The sequence below is a fragment of the Halomonas sp. M20 genome (genome assembly GCF_020622265.1).
Lineage (GTDB): Bacteria > Pseudomonadota > Gammaproteobacteria > Pseudomonadales > Halomonadaceae > Modicisalibacter.
The window spans coordinates 1-24942 of sequence record NZ_JACNMQ010000010.1 but is presented as its reverse complement, the minus strand read 5'-3'; the positions used below and the strand labels follow the sequence as shown (position 1 = coordinate 24942).

25 protein-coding genes and 1 rRNA gene are annotated in these 24942 nt (G+C 57.9%); 14 read left to right on the top strand and 12 right to left on the bottom strand.

Features of this window, described 5'->3' with window-relative positions:
- Positions 1 to 7 precede the first annotated feature (7 nt).
- The 3 genes from H7850_RS17705 to H7850_RS17695 are packed head-to-tail and all read left to right on the top strand — an operon-like array spanning position 8 to position 2955.
- Positions 8 to 907 (top strand): ABC transporter permease subunit, encoded by a 900-nt coding sequence (locus tag H7850_RS17705; RefSeq protein ID WP_227370814.1) that lies wholly within the window; start codon positions 8 to 10, stop codon positions 905 to 907.
- Positions 908 to 923: 16 nt separating this feature from the next.
- On the top strand, positions 924 to 1880 hold the full coding sequence (locus H7850_RS17700) for an ABC transporter ATP-binding protein (protein WP_227370813.1): 957 nt from the start codon (positions 924 to 926) through the stop codon (positions 1878 to 1880).
- Positions 1881 to 1932: 52 nt separating this feature from the next.
- The gene (locus tag H7850_RS17695; RefSeq protein ID WP_227370812.1) at positions 1933 to 2955 is read left to right on the top strand and encodes a dipeptide ABC transporter ATP-binding protein; all 1023 of its coding nucleotides are present in this window, start codon (positions 1933 to 1935) and stop codon (positions 2953 to 2955) included.
- Here the strand turns inward: H7850_RS17695 and H7850_RS17690 are convergent, their stop codons facing one another.
- On the bottom strand, positions 2956 to 3450 hold the full coding sequence (locus tag H7850_RS17690; protein WP_227370811.1) for a GreA/GreB family elongation factor: 495 nt from the start codon (positions 3448 to 3450) through the stop codon (positions 2956 to 2958). It abuts the gene before it with no gap.
- 185 nt (positions 3451 to 3635) lie between these two features.
- On the opposite strand from H7850_RS17690, the gene H7850_RS17685 reads away from it, so the two are divergent.
- Positions 3636 to 4070: a DUF488 domain-containing protein gene (locus H7850_RS17685; RefSeq protein WP_227370810.1), complete on the top strand. Its 435-nt coding sequence runs from the start codon at positions 3636 to 3638 to the stop codon at positions 4068 to 4070.
- Between the two features lie 104 nt (positions 4071 to 4174).
- On the opposite strand, the gene fadA is transcribed toward H7850_RS17685, so the two are convergent.
- Positions 4175 to 5353 (bottom strand): acetyl-CoA C-acyltransferase FadA, encoded by a 1179-nt coding sequence (gene fadA / locus H7850_RS17680; protein ID WP_227370809.1) that lies wholly within the window; start codon positions 5351 to 5353, stop codon positions 4175 to 4177.
- A 26-nt stretch (positions 5354 to 5379) separates the two neighbouring features.
- Positions 5380 to 7569: a fatty acid oxidation complex subunit alpha FadB gene (gene fadB / locus H7850_RS17675; RefSeq protein WP_227370808.1), complete on the bottom strand. Its 2190-nt coding sequence runs from the start codon at positions 7567 to 7569 to the stop codon at positions 5380 to 5382.
- Positions 7570 to 7747: 178 nt separating this feature from the next.
- On the opposite strand from fadB, the gene H7850_RS17670 reads away from it, so the two are divergent.
- Both H7850_RS17670 and slyA read left to right on the top strand, forming a co-directional pair.
- Positions 7748 to 8875 (top strand): DUF5924 family protein, encoded by a 1128-nt coding sequence (locus tag H7850_RS17670; RefSeq protein WP_227370807.1) that lies wholly within the window; start codon positions 7748 to 7750, stop codon positions 8873 to 8875.
- Between the two features lie 87 nt (positions 8876 to 8962).
- Positions 8963 to 9409 (top strand): transcriptional regulator SlyA, encoded by a 447-nt coding sequence (slyA, locus tag H7850_RS17665; protein ID WP_227370875.1) that lies wholly within the window; start codon positions 8963 to 8965, stop codon positions 9407 to 9409.
- Between the two features lie 5 nt (positions 9410 to 9414).
- Here the strand turns inward: slyA and H7850_RS17660 are convergent, their stop codons facing one another.
- The gene (locus tag H7850_RS17660) at positions 9415 to 9939 is read right to left on the bottom strand and encodes a preprotein translocase subunit YajC (RefSeq protein ID WP_227370806.1); all 525 of its coding nucleotides are present in this window, start codon (positions 9937 to 9939) and stop codon (positions 9415 to 9417) included.
- Positions 9940 to 10032: 93 nt separating this feature from the next.
- Here H7850_RS17660 and H7850_RS17655 point away from each other — a divergent pair, with 93 nt between their 5' ends.
- Positions 10033 to 10488 carry a universal stress protein gene (locus H7850_RS17655; protein WP_227370805.1) on the top strand — a complete coding sequence of 152 codons (456 nt, stop codon included), beginning with the start codon at positions 10033 to 10035 and terminating at the stop codon, positions 10486 to 10488.
- Positions 10489 to 10569: 81 nt separating this feature from the next.
- On the opposite strand, the gene H7850_RS17650 is transcribed toward H7850_RS17655, so the two are convergent.
- On the bottom strand, positions 10570 to 12513 hold the full coding sequence (locus H7850_RS17650) for an ATP-binding cassette domain-containing protein (RefSeq protein WP_227370804.1): 1944 nt from the start codon (positions 12511 to 12513) through the stop codon (positions 10570 to 10572).
- Positions 12514 to 12626: 113 nt separating this feature from the next.
- Between H7850_RS17650 and H7850_RS17645 the strand changes: the two genes are divergently transcribed.
- A complete protein-coding gene (locus tag H7850_RS17645; protein ID WP_227370803.1) occupies positions 12627 to 13484 on the top strand; it encodes a TatD family hydrolase in 858 nt (285 codons plus the stop codon).
- Entirely contained in the window at positions 13481 to 13960 is a 480-nt protein-coding gene (locus H7850_RS17640; protein ID WP_227370802.1) for a hypothetical protein, read from the top strand. The genes H7850_RS17645 and H7850_RS17640 overlap by 4 nt, the downstream gene beginning before the upstream one ends.
- A 19-nt stretch (positions 13961 to 13979) precedes the next feature.
- On the opposite strand, the gene H7850_RS17635 is transcribed toward H7850_RS17640, so the two are convergent.
- The 4 genes from H7850_RS17635 to H7850_RS17620 all read right to left on the bottom strand — a co-directional run bounded on the left by H7850_RS17635 (position 13980) and on the right by H7850_RS17620 (position 18048).
- Positions 13980 to 14342: a hypothetical protein gene (locus H7850_RS17635; RefSeq protein WP_227370801.1), complete on the bottom strand. Its 363-nt coding sequence runs from the start codon at positions 14340 to 14342 to the stop codon at positions 13980 to 13982.
- A 93-nt stretch (positions 14343 to 14435) separates the two neighbouring features.
- The gene (locus tag H7850_RS17630) at positions 14436 to 16145 is read right to left on the bottom strand and encodes an ABC transporter permease (RefSeq protein ID WP_227370800.1); all 1710 of its coding nucleotides are present in this window, start codon (positions 16143 to 16145) and stop codon (positions 14436 to 14438) included.
- A 154-nt stretch (positions 16146 to 16299) separates the two neighbouring features.
- Complete coding sequence (locus tag H7850_RS17625) at positions 16300 to 17343, bottom strand: Fe(3+) ABC transporter substrate-binding protein (RefSeq protein WP_227370799.1); 1044 nt, start codon at positions 17341 to 17343, stop codon at positions 16300 to 16302.
- A 138-nt stretch (positions 17344 to 17481) separates the two neighbouring features.
- The gene (locus H7850_RS17620) at positions 17482 to 18048 is read right to left on the bottom strand and encodes an elongation factor P hydroxylase (protein ID WP_227370798.1); all 567 of its coding nucleotides are present in this window, start codon (positions 18046 to 18048) and stop codon (positions 17482 to 17484) included.
- A gap of 89 nt (positions 18049 to 18137) precedes the next feature.
- Here H7850_RS17620 and H7850_RS17615 point away from each other — a divergent pair, with 89 nt between their 5' ends.
- The 3 genes from H7850_RS17615 (at position 18138) to H7850_RS17605 (ending at position 21432) form a co-directional block, all read left to right on the top strand.
- Positions 18138 to 19586, top strand: coding sequence for an MATE family efflux transporter (locus H7850_RS17615; protein ID WP_227370797.1), 1449 nt, complete (start codon positions 18138 to 18140; stop codon positions 19584 to 19586).
- On the top strand, positions 19558 to 20661 hold the full coding sequence (locus H7850_RS17610; RefSeq protein WP_227370796.1) for a DUF3080 domain-containing protein: 1104 nt from the start codon (positions 19558 to 19560) through the stop codon (positions 20659 to 20661). Before H7850_RS17615 ends, H7850_RS17610 begins: the two co-directional genes overlap by 29 nt.
- A gap of 75 nt (positions 20662 to 20736) precedes the next feature.
- The gene (locus tag H7850_RS17605) at positions 20737 to 21432 is read left to right on the top strand and encodes a hypothetical protein (protein WP_227370795.1); all 696 of its coding nucleotides are present in this window, start codon (positions 20737 to 20739) and stop codon (positions 21430 to 21432) included.
- 22 nt (positions 21433 to 21454) lie between these two features.
- Here the strand turns inward: H7850_RS17605 and tusA are convergent, their stop codons facing one another.
- Entirely contained in the window at positions 21455 to 21694 is a 240-nt protein-coding gene (tusA, locus tag H7850_RS17600; protein ID WP_227370794.1) for a sulfurtransferase TusA, read from the bottom strand.
- A gap of 47 nt (positions 21695 to 21741) precedes the next feature.
- On the opposite strand from tusA, the gene H7850_RS17595 reads away from it, so the two are divergent.
- Complete coding sequence (locus H7850_RS17595) at positions 21742 to 22026, top strand: antibiotic biosynthesis monooxygenase family protein (protein WP_227370793.1); 285 nt, start codon at positions 21742 to 21744, stop codon at positions 22024 to 22026.
- A gap of 29 nt (positions 22027 to 22055) precedes the next feature.
- Here H7850_RS17595 and rlmM read toward each other — a convergent pair whose 3' ends face one another.
- On the bottom strand, positions 22056 to 23123 hold the full coding sequence (gene rlmM, locus H7850_RS17590; RefSeq protein WP_227370792.1) for a 23S rRNA (cytidine(2498)-2'-O)-methyltransferase RlmM: 1068 nt from the start codon (positions 23121 to 23123) through the stop codon (positions 22056 to 22058).
- A gap of 202 nt (positions 23124 to 23325) precedes the next feature.
- On the opposite strand from rlmM, the gene gdhA reads away from it, so the two are divergent.
- Positions 23326 to 24678: an NADP-specific glutamate dehydrogenase gene (gene gdhA, locus H7850_RS17585; RefSeq protein WP_227370874.1), complete on the top strand. Its 1353-nt coding sequence runs from the start codon at positions 23326 to 23328 to the stop codon at positions 24676 to 24678.
- A 138-nt stretch (positions 24679 to 24816) separates the two neighbouring features.
- Here the strand turns inward: gdhA and rrf are convergent.
- Positions 24817 to 24932: ribosomal RNA gene (gene rrf, locus H7850_RS17580) — 5S ribosomal RNA — on the bottom strand.
- Positions 24933 to 24942: the final 10 nt, after the last annotated feature.

The following is a 24942-nucleotide window of genomic DNA, read 5'->3' as shown; positions in this document are numbered from 1 at the left end:
GCCTGGCATGAGCACTTCATCGACCGCTTCAGCGCCGGGCACCTTTCGCTACCAGTTTGCGGAGTTCTGGGGCTACTTCAGCGCCAGCCGTGGCGCCCTGGTAGGGCTGATCTTCATTTCCACGATTCTCATCGTCGCGCTGCTGGCGCCCTGGGTCGCGCCCCACGACCCTGCCCTGCAGAATCGCGAGGCCTTCCTGGTGCCGCCGGTGTGGCACGCGGAAGGTACCTGGAACTATATTCTCGGCACCGATGCAGTAGGTCGCGACATACTCTCGCGCCTGATCTTCGGCGCCCGTTATTCGCTATTCATCAGCGCCATGGTGGTGCTGCTTTCCATGGTCGTCGGCATCTTCCTGGGTTTGCTGGCGGGGTATTTTCGCGGCTGGCTCGAAACCCTGATCACCCGGGCCATGGATGTGGTGCTCGCCTTTCCCAGCCTACTGTTGGCCCTGGGGCTGGTGGCGGTGCTGAGCCCGGGGCTTACCAGCGCGATGATCGCCATCGCCGTGGTGCAACTGCCCTACTTCGTGCGCCTTACCCGGGCCGCGGTGATGAGCGAGAAGGACCGCGAATACGTCATCGCCAGTCGCCTGGCCGGCGCCGGTCATACTCGGTTGATGTTCAACACGCTGCTGCCCAACTGCATGGCGCCGTTGATCGTGCAGGCCACGCTCTCGTTTTCCACCGCCATTCTGGATATCGCCGCACTCGGCTTTCTGGGCATGGGGGTGCAGCCGCCGACCCCGGAATGGGGCGCCATGCTGGCCAACGCCCGAGAGTTCATGGGCAGCGCTTACTGGGCGGTGACCTTCCCTGGCCTGGTGATACTGCTGACGGTGCTGATGATCAATCTGATGGGCGATGGCCTGCGGGATGCCCTGGACCCGAAGATGAAACGTTCTTAAAAGCGACGAGACACTCATGGCACTACTGGAAATCGAAGGACTGGACGTGCGCTTTCGCACCACCAGCGGCCTGTTCCCGGCGGTCGAGAACGCCAATATCGCCATCGACAAGGGCGAAGTGTTGGCCATCGTTGGAGAGTCCGGGTCGGGCAAGTCGGTCTCGATGCTGGCCACCATGGGCTTGCTGCCCTGGACGGCTCAGGTGACTGCGGAGAAGATGCTCTTCGACGGTCAGGAATTGCGCCAGCTCAGCTCGCGCCAGCGGCGGCAGATCGTCGGCGGTGAAATGTCGATGATCTTTCAGGAGCCGATGAGCAGCCTCAACCCCTGCTTCACCGTCGGCACCCAGATCGACGAGATGCTCAAGCAGCATCGGGGTGGCTCGCGCAAGGAGCGTAAGGAGCGCACCCTGGATCTATTGGCCCAGGTCGGCATTCCCGATCCGCGCAAGCGCATCGATGCCTATCCGCATCAGCTCTCCGGCGGCATGAGTCAGCGCGTGATGATCGCCATGGCGATTTCTTGCAATCCGCGCCTGCTGATCGCCGATGAGCCCACCACCGCGCTGGATGTGACCATCCAGGCCCAAATACTGGATCTGTTGCTTCAATTGCAACAGGAGCATGACATGGCCTTGATCCTGATCACTCACGACATGGGGGTGGTGGCCGAAACGGCGCAACAGGTGATCGTTCAGTATGCGGGGCGTCAGGTCGAGCGCCAGGAAGTGAGGGCGCTGTTCGCCCATCCGCGGCACCCTTACACCGAAGCGCTACTTTCGGCACTGCCGGAGCGGGCCGGCGGGCAAGATCGTTTGCCGACGATCCCCGGGGTGGTGCCAGGTCAACACAATCGCCCTAGCGGCTGCCTGTTCAATCCGCGCTGTCGTTATGCCACGGAGCATTGCCGGGAGGTGGAGCCACGCCCAGCTCTTGACGATCCAGCCCGGACGCTGTGTCACTATCCGCTTTGAATGCGCCCGCTGTAAAAGCACCCTTTATAATAACCTCTTCATGAAGGCCGTTATGCAAAGCCAAGAACGCCAACAGGATAGTGCCCCGCGTGACGATGCCGTCGTCAATGCGGTCAACTTGACGCGTCATTATCACGTTAAGACGGGCCCTTTCTCACCCCCGGCGGTGGTCAAGGCGCTCAACGAGGCGAGCTTCGATCTCTATCCCGGCCAGACCCTAGCGGTGGTCGGCGAATCCGGCTGCGGTAAGTCGACCCTGGCCCGGGTTCTGACGATGATCGAGCCACCCACCAGCGGGCAATTGACCATCAACGGTCAGCGAGTGGAGCTCAAGGAGGGGCAGCGCCCACCCCGGGAGCTGCGTCGTGAGGTGCAGATCATCTTTCAGAACCCCTATGGTTCATTGAATCCGCGTAAGACCGTCGCCGCCATGCTCGAAGAGCCGCTCAAGCTCAACCGGTCCGATGTGAGTGCGGAGCAGCGACGGCAGAAGGCCCTGGAGATGATCGACCGGGTCGGTTTGCGCCCGGAACATGCGGATCGTTATCCGCACATGTTCTCCGGTGGCCAGCGCCAGCGTATCGCCATCGCCCGGGCATTGATGCTCAACCCCAAGATTCTCGTGCTGGACGAGCCGGTCTCCGCGCTGGATCTGTCGATTCAGGCCCAGGTATTGAACCTGCTGAGCGATCTACAGGATGAGTTCGGTCTTGCTTACGTGTTCATTTCTCACGATTTATCCGTGGTCCAACGCATCGCCGACGATGTCATCGTCATGTACTTCGGCCAGCCCGTGGAGACAGGGCCTGCCTCGGAGGTGTTTACCACACCGCGTCATCCTTATACTCAGGCGCTCTTTTCCGCGACCCCGGTAGCCGACCCCAACCGGCGCAAGGAGCGGGTCAAGCTCAAGGGCGAACCACCTTCGCCGCTTAGCCCACCCCCCGGCTGCCCTTTCGCGCCGCGCTGCTTCATGGCAACCGAAGAATGCACCCAGGGCGATCCACCCCTGGAGGCTATCAACCCCAAGGTAAAAGTCGCCTGCATTCATGTAGAAAAGGAAGAAACGGTCTGATCAGGGGGCGATGGCGGTAATTTCGATCTCGATGTCGCCGCTGGGTTTCGGCCAGGTTGTCACATCGCCCTCTTCACAGCCCAACAGTGCCCCGCCAAGTGGCGAGGCCCAGCTAACCAAGGCCTCGCCATCGCCTTGGGATAGCGCCTCATCCTCGCCGACGATCCGGTACTGATAAGCCCTGTCCTCATCGTCGGTGAAGCTGACCCGGCAACCGAAGATCACTTTCTGCGGCGCTTCGTCTCGTGGCTCGATGACCTTGGCGGACTGCAAGCGTGCCTGACAATAACGAATGTCCCGCTCTAGCACCGGTATCTGGGACTGCGCCTGCAAATCACCCTCTTGCAGGGCATTCCGTTCGGCGATCAAATCCGCGCGCCACTGCTGCAGGGCACGATAGCCCGTCGGGGTCATGTAATTGGGCAGTGAGCTGACGGCACGCTCCGGCGGGGTATCCGGCGCGTCACTGTCTTCCTTGACGAAAGCGCGACTCATGAAATTGACCTCCTGGCAGGGTCCAAAAGATTCATCCTGATACGATCAGTATGCTCGCATCGCTTTACTATAGTGGTATCTTAAACCCCAAATGCATCTTGGCGTAGGGGCCATGCACGTCATATCGACAGGCCTACGACAAGAAAAACATTCAAGAAGCGCAAGCGTCAGATGAGGACAGCAGCATGTACGATATCCGCCTCAAGCGAATCTATAGTGAAGCCGATCCCGAAGATGGTGCGCGGGTACTGGTGGATCGGCTGTGGCCCCGAGGCAAGCGACGCGAAACCCTATCGCTGACCGAGTGGTATCGCGATGCTTCTCCTTCCAATATTCTGCGGCGGCAATGGCGGCAGGGAGAGATCAGCCACGCCGTGTTCATCCGGCGCTACCGCTGGGAAATGACCGATGCCCAGGACTGTCTGGTGCCGTTGATGCGTTGGTGTCGCGAAGGTCGTCTTACTCTGCTCAGCGGTGCTCGCAATCTCGATCAGTCGCACCTTCCTGTTCTACGTGATGCCATTCTCGAAGCCCTGGGAGAAGAGAACGCGCAAGCGGACGGTGCGGAACTCAGCTCCTCGCCCTGTTACGCAGAACAGTTTTCCCGGCACTCGAAATAACCGTTTTCAAACGAAAAAGCGCCACCCCCAGGATCGGGAATGGCGCTTTTCAATCTCACTGATGCTCAGGCAGATCGTTTCTTGGGTATTCTAGCGACGCCGGCTTACTTGAGGCGTTCGAAAACCGTCGCCACCCCCTGCCCCATGCCGATACACATGGTCGCCAGCCCCAGGGTTGTATCCTGCTGTTGCATCACGTTGAGTAGCGTGGTGCAGATGCGGGCACCGGAGCAACCCAGCGGATGACCAAGCGCGATGGCGCCACCGTTGAGATTGACCGCCTCATCCATGCGATCGCGCAGCTTCAGGTCCTTGAGTACCGCCAGGGATTGAGCGGCAAAGGCCTCGTTCAGTTCGATGCTCTGAATATCGTCGATAGTCAAACCGGCCGCCTTTAGCGCTTTCTGGGACGCGGGCACCGGCCCATAGCCCATGATGGAAGGATCGCAGCCGGCAACGCCGGTAGACACGACCTTGGCGATGGGCTCAAGGCCCAGGGCTTGAGCGCTTTCGTAGCTCATCACCGCCATGGCGGACGCCCCGACGGAAAGCGCGGAAGAGGTGGCCGCCGTCACGGTGCCGCTGCGCGGATCGAATACCGGCTTGAGCTTGGCCATGTCCTCGAGACTGGCATCCGCGCGCACCACCTCATCCCGAGTCACGAGCTGAAGAAGTCCATCCGCGTCATGGCCTTCCACACCAATGATCTCGTTATCGAAATAGCCTTTATCGTTGGCCGCCAGGGCGCGCTGGTGCGAACGCACGCCGAAGGCATCCTGGTCCTCCCGGGAGATGCCGTGCATCTTGCCCAGAAGCTCCGCGGTCAGGCCCATCATCATGGCCGCCTTGGCCACATGCTTGCTGGCGGCGGGATTGACGTCGACCCCGTGGGTCATGGGCACGTGCTCCATGTGCTCGACGCCACCGATGATATAGAAATCCCCCATGCCGGCCTTGATGTTGGCACTGGCGATATGCAGCGCACTCATGGAGGAGCCGCACAGGCGATTGACGGTCTGGGCCGGCACGCTATGGGGAATACCGGTCAAGACTGCCGCGTTGCGGGCAATGTTCATGGCCTGCTCCAGGGTCTGATTGACACAGCCCCAGATCACATCATCGACTCGGGCTGGGTCGAGCCCGGTATTACGCTCGAACAGCGCCTGCATCACCGCAGCGGAAAGATTCTCGGCACGCACGTTGCGAAAGGCGCCATTTTTGGCCTTGGCCATGGCGGTACGCACGGCATCGACCACCACGATATCTCTTGGGTTCAGACTCATTGTGACTCTCCTAAATGCGTGGTGGTTTATGCCTGTGTGGACTGAGCGTCGCTGGCGTAGAAGCGCTCGCCCTTCTCGGCCATCTCGCGCAGCTTGTCCGTGGGCGCATAGAGCGGTCCCAGCTCGGCGGACAACCTGTCGGCCAACGCGACGAACTCAGCCACCCCTTGGGCATCGATATAGCGCAGGGCGCCGCCCCGGAATGGCGGAAAGCCGATACCATAGATCAAGGCGATATCCGCTTCCGCCGGGGTGCCGACGATGTCGTCTTCCAGGCAGCGCACGGTCTCCAGGCACAGGGGCACCATCATTCGCGCAATGATCTCTTCATCGCTGAACTCCTGGTTTTTGGCCACGTGGTTTTCAGCCACGACCTGCTTGACCAGATCATGGGCCTGATCGTCGGAGACCTTCTTCGGCTTGCCCTTGCGATCTTCCTCATAGCCATAGAAGCCCTTGCCGTTCTTCTGGCCCAGGCGATCATTCTCGAACATGACTTGTATGGCAGTCTTGCTATCTCTTGCCATGCGCTCCGGGAAACCTTCCGCCATCACCTCGTTGGCGTGTACCGCGGTGTCCATGCCCACCACGTCGAGCAGATAGGCCGGCCCCATCGGCCAGCCGAACTTTTCCATGACCTTGTCGACGCGCTCGAAATCCGCACCCTGCTCTACCAGCAGGCTGAAACCGCCGAAGTAGGGGAACAGTATGCGATTGACCAGAAACCCCGGGCAGTCGTTGACCACAATCGGCGTCTTGCCCATCTTGCGGGCATAGGCCACGGTAGCGGCGATCGCGGCGTCGCCGCTTTTCTCACCGCGTATGACTTCGACCAGCGGCATTTTGTGCACCGGGTTGAAGAAGTGCATACCGCAGAAGTTCTCGGGACGCGTCAGGTTCTGGGCAAGTTGCGTGATCGAGATAGTCGAGGTGTTGGAGGTCAGGATGGTCTTTTCATCCACCTGCTTCTCGACTTCGGCGAGTACCCCGCCCTTGATCTTGGGGTTCTCGACCACCGCTTCGACCACTAGATCGACTTCGCCAAAATCGCCATAGGAGAGGGTCGGGCGAATATTGCTCAGGGTCTCGGCCAGTTTCTCGGTGGTCAGCTTGCCCCGCTCCACCTGCTTGGAAAGCAGCTTGCGCGCCTCCTTGAGACCAAGTTCGATCGCCTTGTCCTTTATATCCTTCATGAAGATGGGCGTACCCTTGTAGGCACTCTGGTAGGCGATGCCGCCGCCCATGATGCCCGCACCCAGGACAGCAGTCTGCTCGACCGCCATCGCCTGCTTCTCGTATTTGCTGCCTTTCTTCTTCACCAGCTGGTCGTTGAGGAACAGCCCCACCAGATTGAAGCAGACATCGGTCTTGGCCAGCTTGGCAAAGGCCTTCGCCTCGATGGCCTGGGCACGTTCGCGACTCTCGCCGGCGCCCTTCTGGATGACCTTGATGGCTTCGATCGGCGCCGGATAATGCGGCCCTGCCTTGCCCGCCACATAGCCCTTGGCGGTCTCAAACGCCATCATCTGCTCGATGGCGTTGAGCTTGAGCGGCCCGCGCTTCTCTTCACGACGTACCTGATAGTTCAATTCACCCGCGTTGGCCTTGGTGAGCATATCCAGGGCGGCCGCTTCCAGACGCTCCAATGGCACCACCGCATCGACGACACCGTTCTTGAGGGCGGCATCCGCCTTATTCTGGGTGCCGCCGGCGATCCACTCGATGGCATTATCCGCCCCGGCCAAGCGCGGCAGACGCACACAGCCGCCCCACCCCGGCACGATGCCGAGCTTGGTCTCCGGCAAGCCGATCTGCGCCTTTTCCGCCATCACGCGAAAGTCCGTGGTCAGCGTCAATTCGCAGCCACCCCCCAGTGCAAGACCGTTGATGGCGGTAACGCTCGGAAACGGTAGATCTTCGATAGCATTGAACAGGGCATGAATTTCCTGATTCATGTCGAACAGGAACGCCTCGTCCTTGGCGAACATGCCATGGAACTCGGTGATATCCGCGCCAACGATGAATGCATCCTTGGCACTTTTGATCATCAACCCGCGCAAGCCTTGCTCGGCCTGAATATTTTTGATCGCGTCCTGCAACTCCCGAATAACGGCGCTGGACAGCTTGTTGATGGATTCGCCCTGCAAATCGAGGGTGAGTATGGCGACACCATCGCCATTGTTCGCCACTGAGAGAGCGTTGCCTTGATAGATCATCGAGAAATCTCCACGAGGGGTTGGGCAGAGAAAGATTTCATACAATCGTTTGAATGCAGTCAGCTTGCGTTAGTGCGAAGTCTGCGTCAAGCAGATACGTTTATTCGCCGTATAGACAAAAGGTATAGCTGATAAGATGCCGCTGCATGAAACTTCATGATTCGAGCACAGATATACGATGACCACCAACGTCTCTTCTCGCTGGATCTCACTGCATCAGCACGCCGAGCGCTGGATAGAGCGACTGCGGCCCTATGCCTGGCTATGGCCGCCTTTCGCCTTCCTGCTGGGGGCGCTGAGCTTTTTCCTGGTGGATCGCCAGCAATCCCTGGGCGCCTTACTGGCCTTTGGGTTGCTGGTGGCCTGGGTGCTGCTCCTTTCCGAGAACCTGATCGGGCGTTTTCTTGCACGCCGTGGATCGACACTTCTTCCGGGCACGGTGACCTCCTTCGTTGCCCAGATGATACATCAGGAAACGCTTTTCTTTACTCTGCCCTTTGTGCTTGCCACCACGGTCTGGTCCAGCGGACAGGCAGTGTTCACGTTAGTGATGACCGGCTGTGCGCTGTTATCGATTCTCGATCCGCTCTATTTTCGATTGGCGCAGCGCTACCGCTGGCTTTATTTCATATTCCATGCGCAATGCGTATTCCTGGTGGTACTGGTAACGCTTCCCATCATGTTGAAGCTGACTACCGACCAAAGTTTTCAACTTGCCGTGCTGGCTGCCACGTTCTTCAGCATACCGAGCATGATTCACTTGATGCAGCCTCGAAGCATACTGCGCTGGCTGGCCATACTCGGCTTGATAGCCGTGTTGGCAGGAGCCGCCTGGCTCAGTCGCCCTTGGGTGCCGCCCGTAACACTATGGTTGACCGGCTCGGCACTCTCACCGAGTTTCGATGGGGCTGCTCGAGAGCCGCGAGGTGAGATAGCGCTTACGACGCAAGCTCTCGAACGCTCTGGACTCTATGCCTATACAGCGATTCGCGCCCCACGTGGTCTACGGGAGAAGATTTATCATGAATGGCGCCATGAAGGAGAGCTCATCGATCGCATTGCCTTGGTCATCAAGGGGGGGCGTGATGAAGGCTATCGTGCCTGGACCCACAAACAGCACTTTCCGAGTGATGCTCAAGGTGATTGGCGCATCGACGTAATGACTGGCACGGGACAGCGCATTGGTGTATTGCGCTTCAGAGTGGCGAAAGAATCGCAAAATGCAATGCAAGCCGATGGAACCATCCGGGCGCCCGGGGGGGTGCCGGGGCTTGATATTCGCCGCCTGCTGCCAGGATACCAGTAGCGTTTATTGACGGCACTTGCATTGACATTGCAAGGCTTGGACAATCTTCCTTATTTAGCATGCGAAGTGATAACGACAATGTCTGCAGTGCCAGAAAACATCGGTTTCAAACTCTCACGTATCCCTCGCCTTTGGCGTGCCGTTCTTGATGAGCGGCTAGCACCTCTAGGGCTTACTCAGACTCGCTGGGTCACGCTCTATCACTTATGGCGGATGGGGGGCGGTCAAGCACAGTGCGATTTGGCCAGGGCCATCGGTGTCGAGGCGCCTTCACTGGTACGCACCCTGGATCAGCTGACGGAGCAAGGGCTTATCGAGCGGCGCCCTTGTAACGACGATCGACGTACCAAGCGCATCTTCCTTACCAGTAAAGCCGATCCGCTACTGGAACGCATCGATGCTATCGTGATGGAAGCCAAAAGCGAGATGCTCAATGGCATTACTCAAGAAGAGATTGCTCTTTTCGAAGACCTGCTGGCTCGCATCGAGAAAAATGGACTTCGCATACAGACCCAAATAGCCAGCGACGTTTGATTCGCTCAAGATGACTCCTCTGCGCTACGATCTTGAACCGAGAGGTCAAGAGCATCGCAAACGGCGACCAGGGCGATATGGCTTGCGTTGAATGCTTCTACGCTTTGGGACTCTTCCCACCAAAGCGTCAGGTAACGTCTTTCCGATTCGAGCACCAGCGCATCGCGTGGTAGTTCTTTAAGCGCTCGCTCCAAACACGATCGAGCCTTTCCAGTAACAGGCCGGAGAGGCTCGATACGCCAACGCCATCCTTGTGTTTCATCGAAGGGTTTCAATACCTCACTCGCATGAGTCTCCCGAACCAGCACGAAGTAAGGCCCTGGGCGATCCTGCTGATAGGGCCAACGGTAGCTGACCAAGCCTGCTGGTGGGTTATGTAACGGCGACTTTGCAAATTTGACTGCCACGCCCAAATGGTGGGCCTGTTGTCGCAGTTGACCAAGACGCCGATCACGCCGCGAAGGGCGTAACCATATCAATGGTGAAAGCATTATCAGCAGGGTGAATGGTATGATCAGCCATAGCGCCATCTAAGCATCCTAAAATTGATTTGAATCAGTTGTGTATCCTACACGCTCCGCATAAAGTAAAAGCATTCAATCCGCGGTAGAGGAAGACTCGCCATGAGCAATGAATACCGTCACGTGCTGGTTGCGGTGGATCTGACCAAGGATTCCCACAGAGTGCTGGAACGTGCCATTCCTATCGCACGACGCAATCACGCCAAGCTCTCCATCATGCATACGCTGGAACCCTTGGGTTTCGCCTACGGCGGCGATATTCCCATGGATCTGACCAGCATTCAGGATCAACTCGATGACCATGCCCGACAGCGTCTAGCCGAGATCGCAGACCCTTATGACGTTCCGCGGGAGGACCAGCATGTGGTGGTCGGCATGCCGGACACCGAAATTCATCGCTTTTCCCGGGAATACGACGTCGATCTGATCGTCGTCGGTTCTCATGGCCGTCACGGCTTTGCCTTGCTGCTCGGCTCTACTTCCACCGGCGTACTTCATGGCGCTCATTGCGATGTGCTGGCGGTGCGAGTGGGTAAAGAAGGCGAGACCTACGAATAGATCGACCGATAACCAGCAACAGCCAAACCATCGCTGACAAGGGCCGCCATAGAGGCGGTCCTTGTCGTAGTCACGCCACCATCACGAATTGGCGTCACCACTGGCCTGCGCCTCCAGTTCCATCCAACGCTCCATGGCCGCATCAAGCTCTGCTTGCTTGGCCGCAAGAGCCTCCAGTACCCGCGTGACATCATCGCCTTCCTGCTGATAAAACCCGGGATCGCCAACCTGAGCCTCGAAAGCAGCAACCTCGGCTTCGAGTGCTTCGATGGTGGAAGGCAGGCTGTCCAGTTCGCGCTGCACCTTATAGGAGAGCTTGCTGCCCTTCTTCCTCGCCGGCTCCGCCGCTGCCTTCGATGTATTGGCAGACACCTCGCTGCCAGTATCGCTCTTGGCCTTCTTCGAGACGACGTTAGCATCGAAATCCCAGGGGGCCGGCGGCAGCTTGCCGCCTTGACGCACCCAGTCGGAATAACCACCCACATATTCATGCACCCTGCCTTCACCTTCGAAAGCCAGCACCTCGGTGACGACGTTGTCCATGAACTGACGGTCGTGGGAGACCAGCAACAAGGTGCCGTCGAAATCGAGCAGCAGCTCTTCGAGCAGTTCCAGGGTTTCGACGTCCAGATCGTTGGTGGGCTCATCGAGCACCAGCACATTGGCGGGCTGAGTGAACAGCTTCGCCAGCAGCAGGCGATTCGACTCGCCGCCGGACAATGCCTTGACCGGCTGACGTGCCCGCTCCGGGGTGAAAAGGAAATCCTGCAGATAGCTGATGACGTGTTTGTCCTTGCCGCCAACGCTGACCCGATCGCTACCCTGGGCCACGTTGTCATACACGGTCTTTTCCAGTTCGAGACCGGCCCGCAGCTGATCGAAGTACGCCACTTTCATGTTGGTGCCCAAGCGCACCTTGCCTTCGCTCGGCGCAAGCTCCCCCAGAAGGATCTTGAGCAACGTGGTCTTGCCGGCCCCGTTGCGCCCAATCAGACCGACACGATCGCCCCGCTGTATTTCCAGATCCAGATCGCGAATTACCCAATCATCGCCGAAGCGCTGGCTGACGCCACTCAACTCGACGACGCGCTTGCCGCTACGCTCGCCGGTATCGACATTGATCGTCGCGCGCCCTTGCCGTTCACGGCGCTGAGAGCGTTCCGAACGCATCTTCTGCAAGGCGCGCACTCGGCCTTCGTTGCGGGTCCGTCGCGCCTTGATACCCTGACGTATCCAGGTTTCTTCCTGGGCCAGCTTCTTGTCGAACTCGGCGTTCTCCCGGGCTTCGATCTCGAGCTCGTGGGTTTTTTGCTCTTGATAGCGGCCGTAGTTGCCAGGATAGCGCCCCAGGCGACCGCGATCGAGTTCGAGAATGCCCGTGGCCAAGCGCGAAAGAAATGTCCGGTCGTGGGTAATGAACAGCACCGCGCCGGAAAACGCCAACAGCTGCTCTTCAAGCCAGGTGATGGTGTCCAGGTCCAGGTGGTTGGTGGGCTCATCCAATAGCAACAGATCCGGCTCCGACACCAGCGCCCGCGCCAGGGCGACCCGCCGGCGCCAACCGCCGGACAGATCGCTCATGGCGCCATCCGCGGGTAGGCCGAGCTTGGTCAAGACAGTGTCGATACGCTGATGGAACGACCAGCCGTCAATGGCTTCTATTCGTGTCTGTAGCTGGGCCATCCGATCCATGTCCGGATCTGGAGACTGAATCAGATGATGATACTCCGCCAGCAACGAACCGGCCTGGGGCAGCCCCTGGGCCACGATATCGAAAATGGTCATGCCACTGGCCGCAGGCAGATCCTGTTCCAGTACGCCGATACGTAGCCCAGGCGCTCGCCAGATCAGTCCGCCATCTGGCTGATTGTCTCCCGACACCAGCCCCAGTAGCGTGGACTTGCCGGTGCCGTTACGCCCCACCAGCGCCAGACGCTCGCCTCGCTCCAACACCAGATCGGCACCGTCGAGCAGCACCTGGGGGCCGTAAGCCAACTGCAACTGTTCCAGACGTAACAACGTCACACACCTACCTCGCTCGCCAATATTTCAAGCCGCCTAGTGTAACCCATGACCTGGCTACTGTGGCCCGTCCGGAAGCGTTACAATGCCTTGCCCATCATGCCAGGAGTCGCATCTTGTCTTCGCCCCCCACTACCGTCGATGAATTTCTACCGCAAGCGCTCCGTTTCACCGCCCCTGCGGAACTGGTGGATATTGGCGCCAATCTGACCCATCAAAGCTTTGCCGAGGACCTGAAGGCGGTGATTGCCAGAGCACGGGCCGCCAATGTCACGACCCTCATTCTTACCGGCACGGATCTCGAACATGCCGAGCAGGCGGTCGAGTTGGCGAAGAGAACGCCCGGGCTCTACGCTACGGCCGGGGTGCACCCCCACGACGCCAGTGGCTGGAGTGCAGCGCTCGGGCACGCAATGCGGGAGCTGCATGAGCAGCCGGAAACCGTCGCCGTCGGCGAGTGCGGGCTCGATTTCAATCGCAACTTCTCCACGCCCTCTGATCAAGAGCGTGCGTTCGAGGCGCAGCTGGGGCTGGCGGTGGAAAGCGGGCTTCCGCTATTCATTCATGAGCGGGATGCGGGCAAACGCATGCTGGAAATACTGCGAGCTTGGCGGGACGATATCGCAGACGCAGTGGTTCACTGTTTTACCGGCGAGCGCCAGACCCTGCACGGCTATCTTGACCTGGACCTGCACATTGGACTCACCGGCTGGCTCTGCGATGAACGACGCGGCCACCATCTGCGCGAGCTGCTTGGCGACATCCCTTTGCAACGGCTGATGGTGGAAACGGACTGCCCTTACCTGCTGCCGCGCAACCTGCCCGCCAAACTCAAGGGCCGGCGCCATGAACCCGCCCTGCTGCCCTGGATAGTGAAAGAGATTGCCCACTGGCGCGGCACCGATGAAACCGAACTGGCCCGCGCCACCACCGCGACGGCACGCCGCTTCTTTCGCCTGGAGACACCCTCATGAGCGATTTCCCTGGTTTCATTGCCGTCGAGACCGGCGAAGACGATGCATTGCCGCTGGCTATTGCCTGGGCGCTGCCGGATGGCCAGATCAAACACACCCTCATTCAACCCGATGACGACTGGCTGGATGACGAGCTGCTCAAACTGGGGGATTACAGCTTGGAAGAGCTGCGTACCTTCGGTGTCAGCCCCCTGGATGTGCTGCGAGAGCTCGAAGGCGATTACTACAGCACGACACTTTATACCGCCGGGGTGAGCGACGACGAGGCGGCCCTGTCGCGCTTGTTCGACGATTTCGGCGTCGATCCCTTCGTCGAGCTGGCGCCTGCGGAAAGTCTCTATCCGGATATGGCTGGTGGCGATTGGGCGCGAGCACGTAATGACCTGTTTGGCGAGTTGGGGCTGGAGCCGCTGCGCCCGGAGCACGAGGTGCAGGTCATGCTATACCTGCACCAGCGCCTCAGTGAGGCAGAATGAACGAGAATCCGATCTAGCGCTAGGGCAGTTCCTTACCCCGATGACGTTGAGCATGGCGACGTCCCATAAAGGCCATGAATCCGCCCACTGCCACGGTAGCCATGAAAGCGATGTTGGCACTGCTGGAAACGACCACACCGATCACGCCAATGACCGCCAAGGCCAAGCCAATATATGGACTCTTGCCGAATAGCGTGATCGCCGCCACGACCAGGGCAATCAGCGCGACGCCTGTCTCCAGCCAGCCCAGGCCGGCCACGGTCACTTCCGTAGGATCGGCCTGCACCCCCACGTCGGCGCCCAGATAGAGCGAGATACCGGATGCGATGAGTGCCCAAAGCGATGCCAGGATGGCAAGAATGGCTCCGATGCGATGTAGCATTTTCCCTCCTTGGACCAAAACGTCTTTCTACCAACATTTTACTGTTACCAATTACTACCTTGACTCTTTTCCCAAAAAATTCAAGCCTGTGCGCTACACTTCCTTGCGGCTTGCCACGATGGTGCGTGAAATGATGATGACTGGAAGCACCCCCACCACCACAATGACCAGCGCCGGTAACGCGGCCATTTCGAGTAGCGAATCCGAGGCGTATTGATAGACATTGGTCGCCAGGGTATCGAAGTTGAACGGGCGTAGCAGCAGTGTCGCGGGCAACTCTTTCATGGCATCGACGAACACCACGAGCGCCGCCGTCAATAAACCTGGGCGAATTAGCGGCAAGTGTACGCGCCACAGCGTACGCAGGGAGTTCTCACCCAGGGAGCGCGACGCCATGTCCATCGATGGCGTTACCTTGTCCAGACTCGCTTCGATGGCGCCAGCGGAGACCGCCAGGAATCTGACCACGTAAGCGATGATGATGGCGACCATGGAGCCGGTCAGCAGCAGGCCGGTACTGACCCCAAAAGTATCGCGCATGAGGCCGTCAAAGGCGTTGTCGAATCCTGCCAGTGGAATCAACACCCCAATACCGATGACGGCACCAGGCATTGCATAGCCCAAGCTCGATAGCTTGAGGGCGTGCTGTACGGAACGGGTCCGATCGAGCCGCTTGGCATAGGCCAGCAGTACTCCAATGATCAGCGTCAGCAGCGCGGCGGTGATCGATAGCGTAAAGCTGTTGAACGCGTATTCGACGAAGCGATCGGTCCAGGATTGCTCGAAATAGACGATGGCATGGCGTGTCAGTACACCCACCGGGAAAACGAAGCCCAGGCCGAAAGGCAGGAAGCAGGCCAGTGAGGCCAGCCACCCCCAGCCCGTCGTCAGGCGAGGACGTCGGTAGCAGCGAAACTGATCGCCCTTGCTGAATTGACGCTGACGCCGCCGAGCATGCCGCTCGATCCAGATCAGTCCCACGATGAACACCATCAAGCACAAAGCGATCTGCGCAGCGCCACGGACGCTGCCCATGTTCAACCATACATTGAAGATACCTGCGGTCATGGTGCGTACGGCAAAATAATCCACGGTGCCGAAATCGTTGAGTGCTTCCATCAGGCTCAATGCCAGGCCAACGGCGATAGCGGGTCTGGCGCTGGGTAATGCAACCCGCCAAAAACTTTGAAAGCCATTGCAGCCCAGCGTACGGCTGACGTCTCTCAAGGCTGCCGACTGCTCGAGAAACGCAGCGCGGGCCAGCATGAATACATAGGGGTAAAGCACCAGCGAGAGCATGACCACGGCGCCGCCGAGACTTCTTATCTCGGGGAACCAGTAATCTCTAGGGGAATTCCAGCCGAACAGGTCGCGCAATATATTCTGCAACGGGCCGGCATATTCGAGAACGTCGGTATAGACATAAGCGATGACATTGGCTGGCACCGCAAAGGGCAGCAGTAACGACCACTCATAGAAGCGGCGCAACGGGAACTGATACATCGTGACCAGCCAGGCGGTGATCACACCGATACTTCCGGTAAGCAGCGCAACGCCCACCATCAGCTTGAGACTGGTGGCGATATAGCCCGGCAGCACCGTTTCAGCCAGGTGCGCCCAGACACTCCCCCCGCCATCGTTACCGGTAAATGCCAGGAAGATGACCGCGATTACCGGCAATACCACCAGTGCTGCCACAGACCAGGCGGTGATGAACCAGCCCCAGTGGGTGCCGATCCGTTTCGAGGAGACAGTGTTCCGGCGTTCGACAAACTCGTCTGTGGCGATCACCGTACCCTTCATTCAGCGCCTCCCTTGATTGACCGTTTAGCGAACCCGAAAACAGGCTATTCCACGAACTTTTTGTAACTTTTCAATGGTTACAGCAAAAAACAGGCTGCCGAACGGATCGGCAGCCTTGAGCGTTAGGATGATGGCACCTGTGCGACCCAGGAAATCAGTTGTCGAAACCGACCTCGTTGATCAATTCGGTGGCGCGCCGGCGTAGCGACGATACTTCCGCCAGAGAAACGTCGTCGGCCTTGAAGTCGCCCCAGGAAGCCACGGTCTCGGAAGGCTCCACGTCAGGATTGAGCGGATACTCGTAGTTGACGTCCGCGTACATCGACTGAGCGGTCTTTTCGGTCAGAAAGCGCATCAATTCATAGGCGTTTTCTTCGTTGGGCGCGTGCTTGGCCAATGCCATGCCGGAAATATTGACGTGGGTGCCACGACCATCCTGATTGGGGAATTCGATGCGTGCGGCCTCGGCCCAGGAGCGCTGCTCTTCATCCTCCATCATCTTACCGTAGTAGTAGGTATTGCCGATGGCGATGTCGCATACCCCATCACGAATGGCCTTTACCTGGGCCCGATCGTTGCCTTGGGGCTTGCGTGCCAGATTGCTCTTGAAGCCCTCGAGCCACTTCTTGGTCTCTTCTTCACCATGCTCGGCAATCATCGAAGCGACCAGGGCAACGTTGTAGGCATTTGACGCGGGCCGGGTACAGATACGGCCCTCGAAGCGCGGATCCGCGAGATCTTCGTAGGTCTCGATCTCGCCGGGCTCCATGCGCTCGACACTGGTGAAGAATATACGGGCGCGACTGGTCAGCCCTACCCATTCGTTATTTTCACCGAAGTACTGCTCGGGAATATTGGACTCGATGGTCTCGTCGTCGATGGGCTGGGTCACTTCCTGGTCTACCAACTCTTGCAGACGCCCGATATCCACCGTCAACACTACATCCGCAGGAGAGTTACGCCCTTCTCGCTTGAGACGCTCGGTAAGCCCCTTGTCGCCAAAGATGATGTTGGTGTCGATGCCTGTTTCCTCAGTGAACTCCTTGAGAAAGGGCTCGATCAGAAAGGGCTGGCGGTAGGAATAGACGTTGACTTCACCAGAATCGTCTTGGGCATTTGCCATGCTGGCGGCAAGCGTTCCGGCAAAAGCACCTGACGCTGCCAGGGTAGTCACAAGCAGTTTTCGTGCAGAAGACATGGATTTCCCTTGTTTTGTAAACGGCGGTTGCAGTTGTTGCTCGTAAGATAATTGCGAATCATTCTATTTATACTTTCATTACGCATCAACAACAACACTCAGAACCTATTAATCTTTGACCGTGACAATATGCCCTCCTCATGGAGTCGGCGTCAGATAGGCCCACCCCTTGGCGATGGCCGCCTCCCGCGCCGAATGGAAGCGATAGTACGCCTCCAGCGTGCGACGAAAAGCCTCTGCACGCTGAGGCAAACCCTCGATGCGATACTGCTCGGCGCGCGCTTGCACGCGAGAACGAAAGGCATGCCGGTCGACGACCTCGCCATTCAGGTTGTCGATACTTACCTCGAAGTGCCGACTGCTGGCGTGGGTGAATAGCAGTTCCAGCGCCTGGGGGGCAACTTCGACTGACTCGAAGATGCCTTGTTGAGCCGGATCGCGCCCGTCCGGCAGGTACCAGTAACCATAGTCCTCGAGCGTGCGGCGCCTGGGCCCGGCTATGCACCAGTGGCTCACCTCGTGCAAGGCGCTGGCAAAAAATCCATGGGCAAAGATGATGCGATGGCACCCGTGCTCTGAATCCGCGGGCAAATAGAGTGGCTCGTCATCACCTCGGACGAGACAGGTCCGGTAGGTATCGCGAAAAACCCCATCGAATAGCGCGATGAGGTCATTTGAACAGTGGTAAACGGAATGTGAATGCATATCGCCATTATACGAACCGGGTACACGAGCGGGAACCCAGGGTAGTTGCTAACATAGCGCCTTCTTGGCGGTGGGACGGGAGTAGTGGCATGGCAAGGTCCATCTCAGCATTGGCACGGTACAGCCGTCTGGAAAGCGCGGCGCTGTTGAAACTGGCCATGCCTATCTGTGGGGCCCAGCTTGCCCAGTCCGGGATGGGCGTTACCGATGTGATCATGTCCGGCCGGGTCAGTGCGACCGATCTGGCGGCAGTATCCGTCGGTTCCAGTCTGTGGTTGCCGCTGATGCTGTTCATCACCGGCACCCTGATCGGTCTGACGCCTATCGTCGCACAACTGTTGGGTGGTAAGCGCAGCGAACGCATTCGACCCTATGTGCATCAAGCGCTTTGGCTGAGTATCGCCCTCGGCATTCTTGCTGCCTTGATGCTGTGGTTTGCGATCGAGCCGATCTTTCGACTCATGGAGGTGCCGACTCGGGTTACCGAGCTCTCCTCTGCCTATCTGGCAGCGGTCGCCTTCGGCATGCCAGGGGTCGCTCTTTATCAAGCACTACGCGCCTACTCGGACGGCATGAATCATACACGCCCGGCCTTGTGGATCAGCCTGATTGGACTCGGCATCAATATTCCCAGCAACTACTTACTGATCTACGGTGGCGATGGCCTGGTAGCACTGTTCGGCGAGTTCGTGCCTACTGGGCTCAGAGCCCTGCCCGCCCTGGGCGCCGTTGGCTGCGGTATTGCCACGGCGCTATCCATGTGGGCCATGTGCCTGGCCATGCTGCTGTATACGAAGCGCAGCCGAGCCTACGCGCCAGTGGTGCTATGGCAAGCATTGACGCGCCCCTACTGGGCGATGATGAAGGAGCTTCTACACGTTGGCCTACCGATCGGGGTCGCCATCTTCGTCGAAGTGACCCTGTTCACTCTGATCGCACTACTTGTCGCGAGTCTTGGCGAAATCACCGTGGCAGCCCATCAGGTGGCGCTCAATTATACCTCCGTGCTGTTCATGCTGCCCTTGTCCCTGGCCATGGCTCTTACCGTGCGCGTGGGCAATACCCTGGGCATGGGCGACCCGGAGCGGGCCCGCTTCGTGGCCTGGAACGGGTTGTTCGTATGCCTGCTGATAGCCCTGCTGAACGATGGGATTCTATGGTTGACCGCAAGACCCGTGCTCGAACTCTATACGGCCAATCAGAACGTGCAGTCGCTGGCGCTGTCTCTAATCTATCTCGCCATGATCTATCAGGTATCGGATTCTCTACAGGTCAACATGGCAGGCGCCCTGCGCGGCTACAAGGACACCCGCATCATCATGGTGATCACCCTTCTTTCCTACTGGCTAATGGGGCTAGGCAGCGGTCACCTGCTGGGAACCGTGGGTATTCCTGGGTTTGTCGATCCCCTGGGGGTGTATGGTTACTGGATAGGATTGATCGCCGGCCTCACAGTATCGGCACTATTGTTGGGCTGGCGCCTGAAACGCGTCAGCAGGAGTGTTGCCGATGGCACACGACAGGTTCCCCAGAGTTAGACCGTATCTTCTTGGCGCATCGATATTAATGCTGTTGATCATGTCTGCTGGCTGCGACGATAGAGTTGGCGCCGATGCGCTATTCGTCGACTATCAGCAACGCATCGGCAACGGTCTTGAGGTCGACGTCCCCTCACCCCGGCAGCCCGATAACATTGCCGCCTTTCCGGCTCGGGATGAACGCTTGTTCGATATTCCCGACCTGCGCCAAGGCATGCTGGATGTCTATGCGCTACGCGAATGCGGTATCACATCGCTGGTTGCCCGGCGCAACAATCAATTAGGCAAGATGGCTGCACCCAGTCAGCACTGGCTGTATGAGCTTGCACTCTGGCGCAAGCTGCGTGGTTGCTGGAATACCGATGCGGTGACACGCCTTGATGAAGAAGATCGTCAACGTCTGCTCGACCTGACTAGAACCAAAACGTCGCAATTGCCTTCGGCAAGCTGGAATGCGCTGTTCGGCTCCAGAGAATGGGTCGCCAGTTTTTCCCGAGTCAGCAGCCCCTTGGCACCGGAAGCTACAATTCCTTTGACGGAATCCCTTGCCGCGCTTAACTATCTGCGTCATGTCACGCTCAACCAGTTCAACCCGAGCTGGACGACCCAGTCCAGCACGCTGGAATCTCATTTATACACCCTGCAGCGCGAGCCGCTGACGGCTGAAATACTGCGCAGTTTGATGCTGGCCACCCAGCGACTTACCGAAACGACTGCCCTGCTAGAAGCCCGGTTGGCAGAGCGTCCGATCTGTTACAAGAACCACAGCAATCCCGATGCTGATCGCTTGTACGACATCTTCATCGCCACGTTCATAACCGAAGTTCAACCTTATCTGGCCACGTTGTCTCGTACATCCCGGCAGTGGCTCTCCGCCATCGACGCGTTACTGAACGCTCATTCGGTATCGCTGCCGGCCATCGATGAGTATCGTAAACATTGGTTATCGCCTACCGAGCCCGCTGCACCCTGGCAACAATTTAATCAAGTAATACAGCACCATGTAAAACTCTGGCAGGATGTGTGGCGCAGTTGCAACCTAATGCCCAAAGCCGAGAATGATGCAGGGGCTTAACTTTGCGTATCGAGCTGTGCTAATAGTTAATCAAGCAAGGCCAAAGCCGAATCAATGCTGTCTAGGAGGGTTGTCATGGGAATCCCACAGTCCCCCCGCACCGCCCAAGTCATCGATCTGGATGCGATGCGTCACCGGCTAAGGGCCAAGCGCCGTCTGGTACGGTTGGCACCGGAATTGGATGGGCTCGAAATGCTTTATCATCTGTCCTCGGATACGAAGACCCTCTACGGAATGCCGCTCCTGGCATGGGGGTTGCGCGAGGATGGCGAAGTCGTGGGTCTGGTACCCTGGATGGAGGCCCTCACCCCCTGCCACGATCTGGACGACTGCGAGCAGGGGTGTTTCGCCGGCTACCGCGATCCCGAAACCGATGAGATGTTTCATAGCGCCCCCGAACACAAGGTGTTCGAACTCGAGCATGCAGCGGCGTATTTTGACTACGAGGAAACCAGCGAACCCACCTTGCTACAGCAGATACCCGATACCCTCGGAACCCATGCCCTGTGTCTGAACGACGATGAAGGCCCATGGCAGCTCAAGCAGGTATTCGGCTGGCGCCTATACAGCAACGGCAGCGTGGAGTCGCTTCTGGTCGACTCGACACTTGTCGACTCATACCCCGTGCTGGCTAGCGACGACTGTCTTTATCCGGGGCATAGTCGACATCCCGTCGTCTACTTTTTTCAGCGAGCCATTGCCAATCGCATCCGCCAGGAAGATCCGGCCACCCTGGAAGCACTGGCATGCATGGTGGCGACCGACGACTAAGAAAAGGTTCGATCTGAATGAATCAACAAAGTCGAATAAAGTAGAGATAGCAGTCATCGCTTTCGTGCTGTATCAGCAATTCGTGACCCAGAAAGCTGCAGAACTTGGGTATATCCCGAGTGGTGGCGGGATCGGTAGCAATGACCTTGAGCACGCTTCCACCTTGCATATCGCGGACCTGGTTGTGCATCAGCATGATGGGTTCAGGGCAGTACAGCCCCGACGTGTCCAGCTCGGCATCGAAATCGGGGAAATTGCTCATGGCTTACCTCCGGCAATGGTAGATGAATGAATGGATAAATCGATAGCATGGTAAAGATAATCATTGAGCGCCGCATCATGCACGGGCTCGAAGAAGAATACGAGCAGGCAGCAAGAGAGGTCGTTCGCGCCGCCATGAGCGCGCCCGGCTTCATTGCTGGAGAAAGCCTGCAGGAGTATCAGCGTTCGGAACATCGATTACTGATTACGCTATGGCGGGATCTACGCGCCTGGAAAGAGTGGCAGCGAAGCAGCGCCCGGGCACATGTCATGCAGCGTCTTCTTCCCTTGCTGACGGAAGAAGAGCGCGTGACCGCCTACGAACATCCATGAATGCGAGAAAGACTACGGACGCGAGCATCTCAATCCAGTAGTCGTACATGCACGGTGATCTCTTCTCGGTCATGATACAGCTGTTTGCCTTGCATCTCTGCAAGCACGCCTGCCTGCCTTAAACTTTCTTCGAGCCGGGTCAAGCAGCGGCAAACCTCCTTCCAGCGCTGCTTCATGGGCAGCTTGAGATTGAAGATTGCTTCTCGACACCAGCGTTGCACCAACCAGCGCTCAATCATTTCAATGACCCGTATGGGTTTGTCGACGATATCGCACACCAGCCACTCGAGTGCTTGCGGCGGCTGCCAGGAAAAACCATCTTCGCGCAAGTGCTCGACTTGTCCAGTGACCATCAACGCTTTGTCCATGGGGCCATTGTCGATGGCAAAGACGAACATGCCCTGTTTTACCAGCTGATACGTCCACCCTCCCGGCGCTGCCCCCAGATCCGCGGCCTGCATACCCTGGCAGATACGTTCGGGCCACTGCTCTTTAGGGACGAAGACATGCCAGGCCTCTTCGAGCTTGAGGGTCGAGCGACTGGGGGCATCATGAGGAAACCGCAGGCGTTTGACGCCACCCGGATATTCACTGCGATTGCCGGGAAAACTCATGCCAAGCTGTACACTGCTGCCTTGCGTCCAGAACAGATGCAGCCGACGCCCTCCGGCCTTGCGCCGCAGGGCACCACGCTTACGCAACAATGATTCCAGGGGTCTTTGCAATGCCTTCATCAGTCCTGCAAGCGCCTTGGCTTCATTCGTGTCAGGAGTTTCCTGCCATAACGACTCAAAGCTCCAGCCACTGGCAACTACCTGCTCGACAATAGGTGAAAGACGATCGTCACGCGTCAAGGTCTCAAGTGGGGCAAGTGCCAGCAGCGATTGCCTAGCAAAAATCAGAGTGTCGAGAGCGAGGGCCCGGTGCAGCTCGTTGCCAGGCAGCTCATCGGGCAGCACGAATCGAATATAACCATCATTTTTTTGTGCTACGGGGTATCCCGTATAGCCAAATGACACTGCCTTGTCGGTAATTTCAGCGCTCAGATCTTCTTCAAAGCCCGAGCGGCAATAGAAAAGTAATTGATTGGGAATCACATCAGCTCGCTTCAGTCAGGCTTGAATATGGGCGCAGAATACAGTGATCGTCGGGTCCGTGGTATCGGTGACTGAACGTCCAGAGCGCCCAGCCATTGGCGTCACCGCTTCCAAGCATAAGGTATACGCTTGGTGCATAACCTCTAATGCATTATATTGGTCCGCCTACATCACTTTTCACTCTCATCTCAGGATAGGTTCGATGGACTACATTCATGACACCTTATCTGGGCTTCGCCAAAGCAGCCCGGCTCAAAAAGAATTCTATCAGGCCGCCGAGGAAGTACTCGATTGTTTGCGTCCCCTTCTCGAACAAAATCCCTACTATCACGATCATGCCATCATCGAGCGTATCGTCGAGCCCGAACGCCAGATCATGTTTCGGGTCTGCTGGACCGATGACGCAGGCAAAGTACATGTCAACAAGGGCTACCGCATCCAGTTCAATTCTGCATTAGGCCCCTACAAAGGAGGGCTTCGCTTTCATTCGAGCGTGAACGCAAGCATCATCAAGTTCCTGGGCTTTGAGCAGATATTCAAGAACGCGCTGACCGGCCTGCCCATCGGCGGCGGCAAGGGAGGCTCGAACTTCGACCCCAAAGGCAAGTCGGATACCGAGATCATGCGTTTCTGTCAGGCCTTCATGAGCGAGCTCTATCGCCATATCGGCCCTAACACCGACGTTCCCGCCGGCGATATTGGCGTCGGTGGTCGCGAAATCGGTTACATGTTCGGACAATACAAGCGACTCACGGGACAATATGAAGGTGTATTGACGGGTAAAGGGCTCGACTGGGGCGGCTCGCTAGGGCGCAAGGAAGCTACCGGGTACGGCACCGTCTACTTTGCACAGGACATGCTCATGGCGCGAGGTGAAGAGATTAAAGGCAAGACGTGTCTCGTTTCCGGCGCGGGCAATGTCGCTATCTACACGATCGAAAAACTCCTTGAGCTAGGCGCCTTGCCCACAAGTTGCTCCGACTCGAACGGAACTATTCATCACCCGGAAGGGATCGACCTCGATACGCTCAAGCTGCTCAAGGAAGTAAAGCGCAGCAGCCTGCGAGAATACGTCGAGCATCACCCTCAGGCGACGTTCATTGATATCAAGGATTACCCTCAGGACGGCCATGCGGTTTGGCGACTCAAGGGTGAGCTGGCCTTCCCGTGTGCAACGCAGAATGAAGTCACCGAGGCCGATGCAATTGCATTACTGGAAAGTGGCGTGTACTGCGTGAGTGAAGGCTCCAACATGGCATCGACTGCTGAAGCGGTCAGCCGGTTGTTAAAAGCGCAGATAGCTTATGGTCCTGGCAAAGCTGCAAATGCTGGTGGCGTGGCAACCAGTCAACTCGAGATGGCACAGAACAGCAGCATGCAGCAATGGACGCTTGCCAAGGTCGATAAGAAACTCCGCACCGTGATGGCAGACATTCACCACCGTTGTGCCACGACCGCTGAAGAGTTCGAGCAGCCTAATAACTTGGTACTTGGTGCCAATATTGCCGGTTTCCGAAAAGTTGCCGACGCCATGATCGCCCAAGGCCACTGTTAAATTTTCTTTCTGCCAAACTTTCTTTCTGGTTTCAAGCGAGCCTACCGCTAGGTAGGCTCATCACCATGCTTCCTGCTAAATGCAAATAAAAAACGCAAAAACCCCCAGTCTTCAGGAGACTGGGGGTTCGCAATAAGTGCCTGACGATGACCTACTCTCACATGGGGAGACCCCACACTACCATCGGCGCTGAGCGGTTTCACTGCTGAGTTCGGCATGGGGTCAGGTGGGACCCGCTCGCTATGGTCGTCAGGCGTAAACGGT

Coding starts and splice junctions, on each gene's coding strand:
- tusA (WP_227370794.1), bottom strand. CDS start 21,694: ATGAGCAATTTCCCCGATTTCGATGCCGAGCTGGACACGTCGGGGCTG.
- fadB (WP_227370808.1), bottom strand. CDS start 7,569: ATGATCTATCAAGGCAACGCTCTCTCAGTGGCGAACAATGGCGATGGT.
- H7850_RS17670 (WP_227370807.1), top strand. CDS start 7,748: ATGACCACCAACGTCTCTTCTCGCTGGATCTCACTGCATCAGCACGCC.
- fadA (WP_227370809.1), bottom strand. CDS start 5,353: ATGAGTCTGAACCCAAGAGATATCGTGGTGGTCGATGCCGTGCGTACC.
- H7850_RS17615 (WP_227370797.1), top strand. CDS start 18,138: ATGGCAAGGTCCATCTCAGCATTGGCACGGTACAGCCGTCTGGAAAGC.
- H7850_RS17660 (WP_227370806.1), bottom strand. CDS start 9,939: ATGGCGCTATGGCTGATCATACCATTCACCCTGCTGATAATGCTTTCA.
- H7850_RS17610 (WP_227370796.1), top strand. CDS start 19,558: ATGGCACACGACAGGTTCCCCAGAGTTAGACCGTATCTTCTTGGCGCA.
- H7850_RS17635 (WP_227370801.1), bottom strand. CDS start 14,342: ATGCTACATCGCATCGGAGCCATTCTTGCCATCCTGGCATCGCTTTGG.
- H7850_RS17690 (WP_227370811.1), bottom strand. CDS start 3,450: ATGAGTCGCGCTTTCGTCAAGGAAGACAGTGACGCGCCGGATACCCCG.
- H7850_RS17700 (WP_227370813.1), top strand. CDS start 924: ATGGCACTACTGGAAATCGAAGGACTGGACGTGCGCTTTCGCACCACC.
- H7850_RS17595 (WP_227370793.1), top strand. CDS start 21,742: ATGGTAAAGATAATCATTGAGCGCCGCATCATGCACGGGCTCGAAGAA.
- H7850_RS17695 (WP_227370812.1), top strand. CDS start 1,933: ATGCAAAGCCAAGAACGCCAACAGGATAGTGCCCCGCGTGACGATGCC.
- H7850_RS17605 (WP_227370795.1), top strand. CDS start 20,737: ATGGGAATCCCACAGTCCCCCCGCACCGCCCAAGTCATCGATCTGGAT.
- H7850_RS17630 (WP_227370800.1), bottom strand. CDS start 16,145: ATGAAGGGTACGGTGATCGCCACAGACGAGTTTGTCGAACGCCGGAAC.
- H7850_RS17705 (WP_227370814.1), top strand. CDS start 8: ATGAGCACTTCATCGACCGCTTCAGCGCCGGGCACCTTTCGCTACCAG.
- gdhA (WP_227370874.1), top strand. CDS start 23,326: ATGGACTACATTCATGACACCTTATCTGGGCTTCGCCAAAGCAGCCCG.
- H7850_RS17685 (WP_227370810.1), top strand. CDS start 3,636: ATGTACGATATCCGCCTCAAGCGAATCTATAGTGAAGCCGATCCCGAA.
- H7850_RS17625 (WP_227370799.1), bottom strand. CDS start 17,343: ATGTCTTCTGCACGAAAACTGCTTGTGACTACCCTGGCAGCGTCAGGT.
- H7850_RS17640 (WP_227370802.1), top strand. CDS start 13,481: ATGAGCGATTTCCCTGGTTTCATTGCCGTCGAGACCGGCGAAGACGAT.
- H7850_RS17655 (WP_227370805.1), top strand. CDS start 10,033: ATGAGCAATGAATACCGTCACGTGCTGGTTGCGGTGGATCTGACCAAG.
- H7850_RS17620 (WP_227370798.1), bottom strand. CDS start 18,048: ATGCATTCACATTCCGTTTACCACTGTTCAAATGACCTCATCGCGCTA.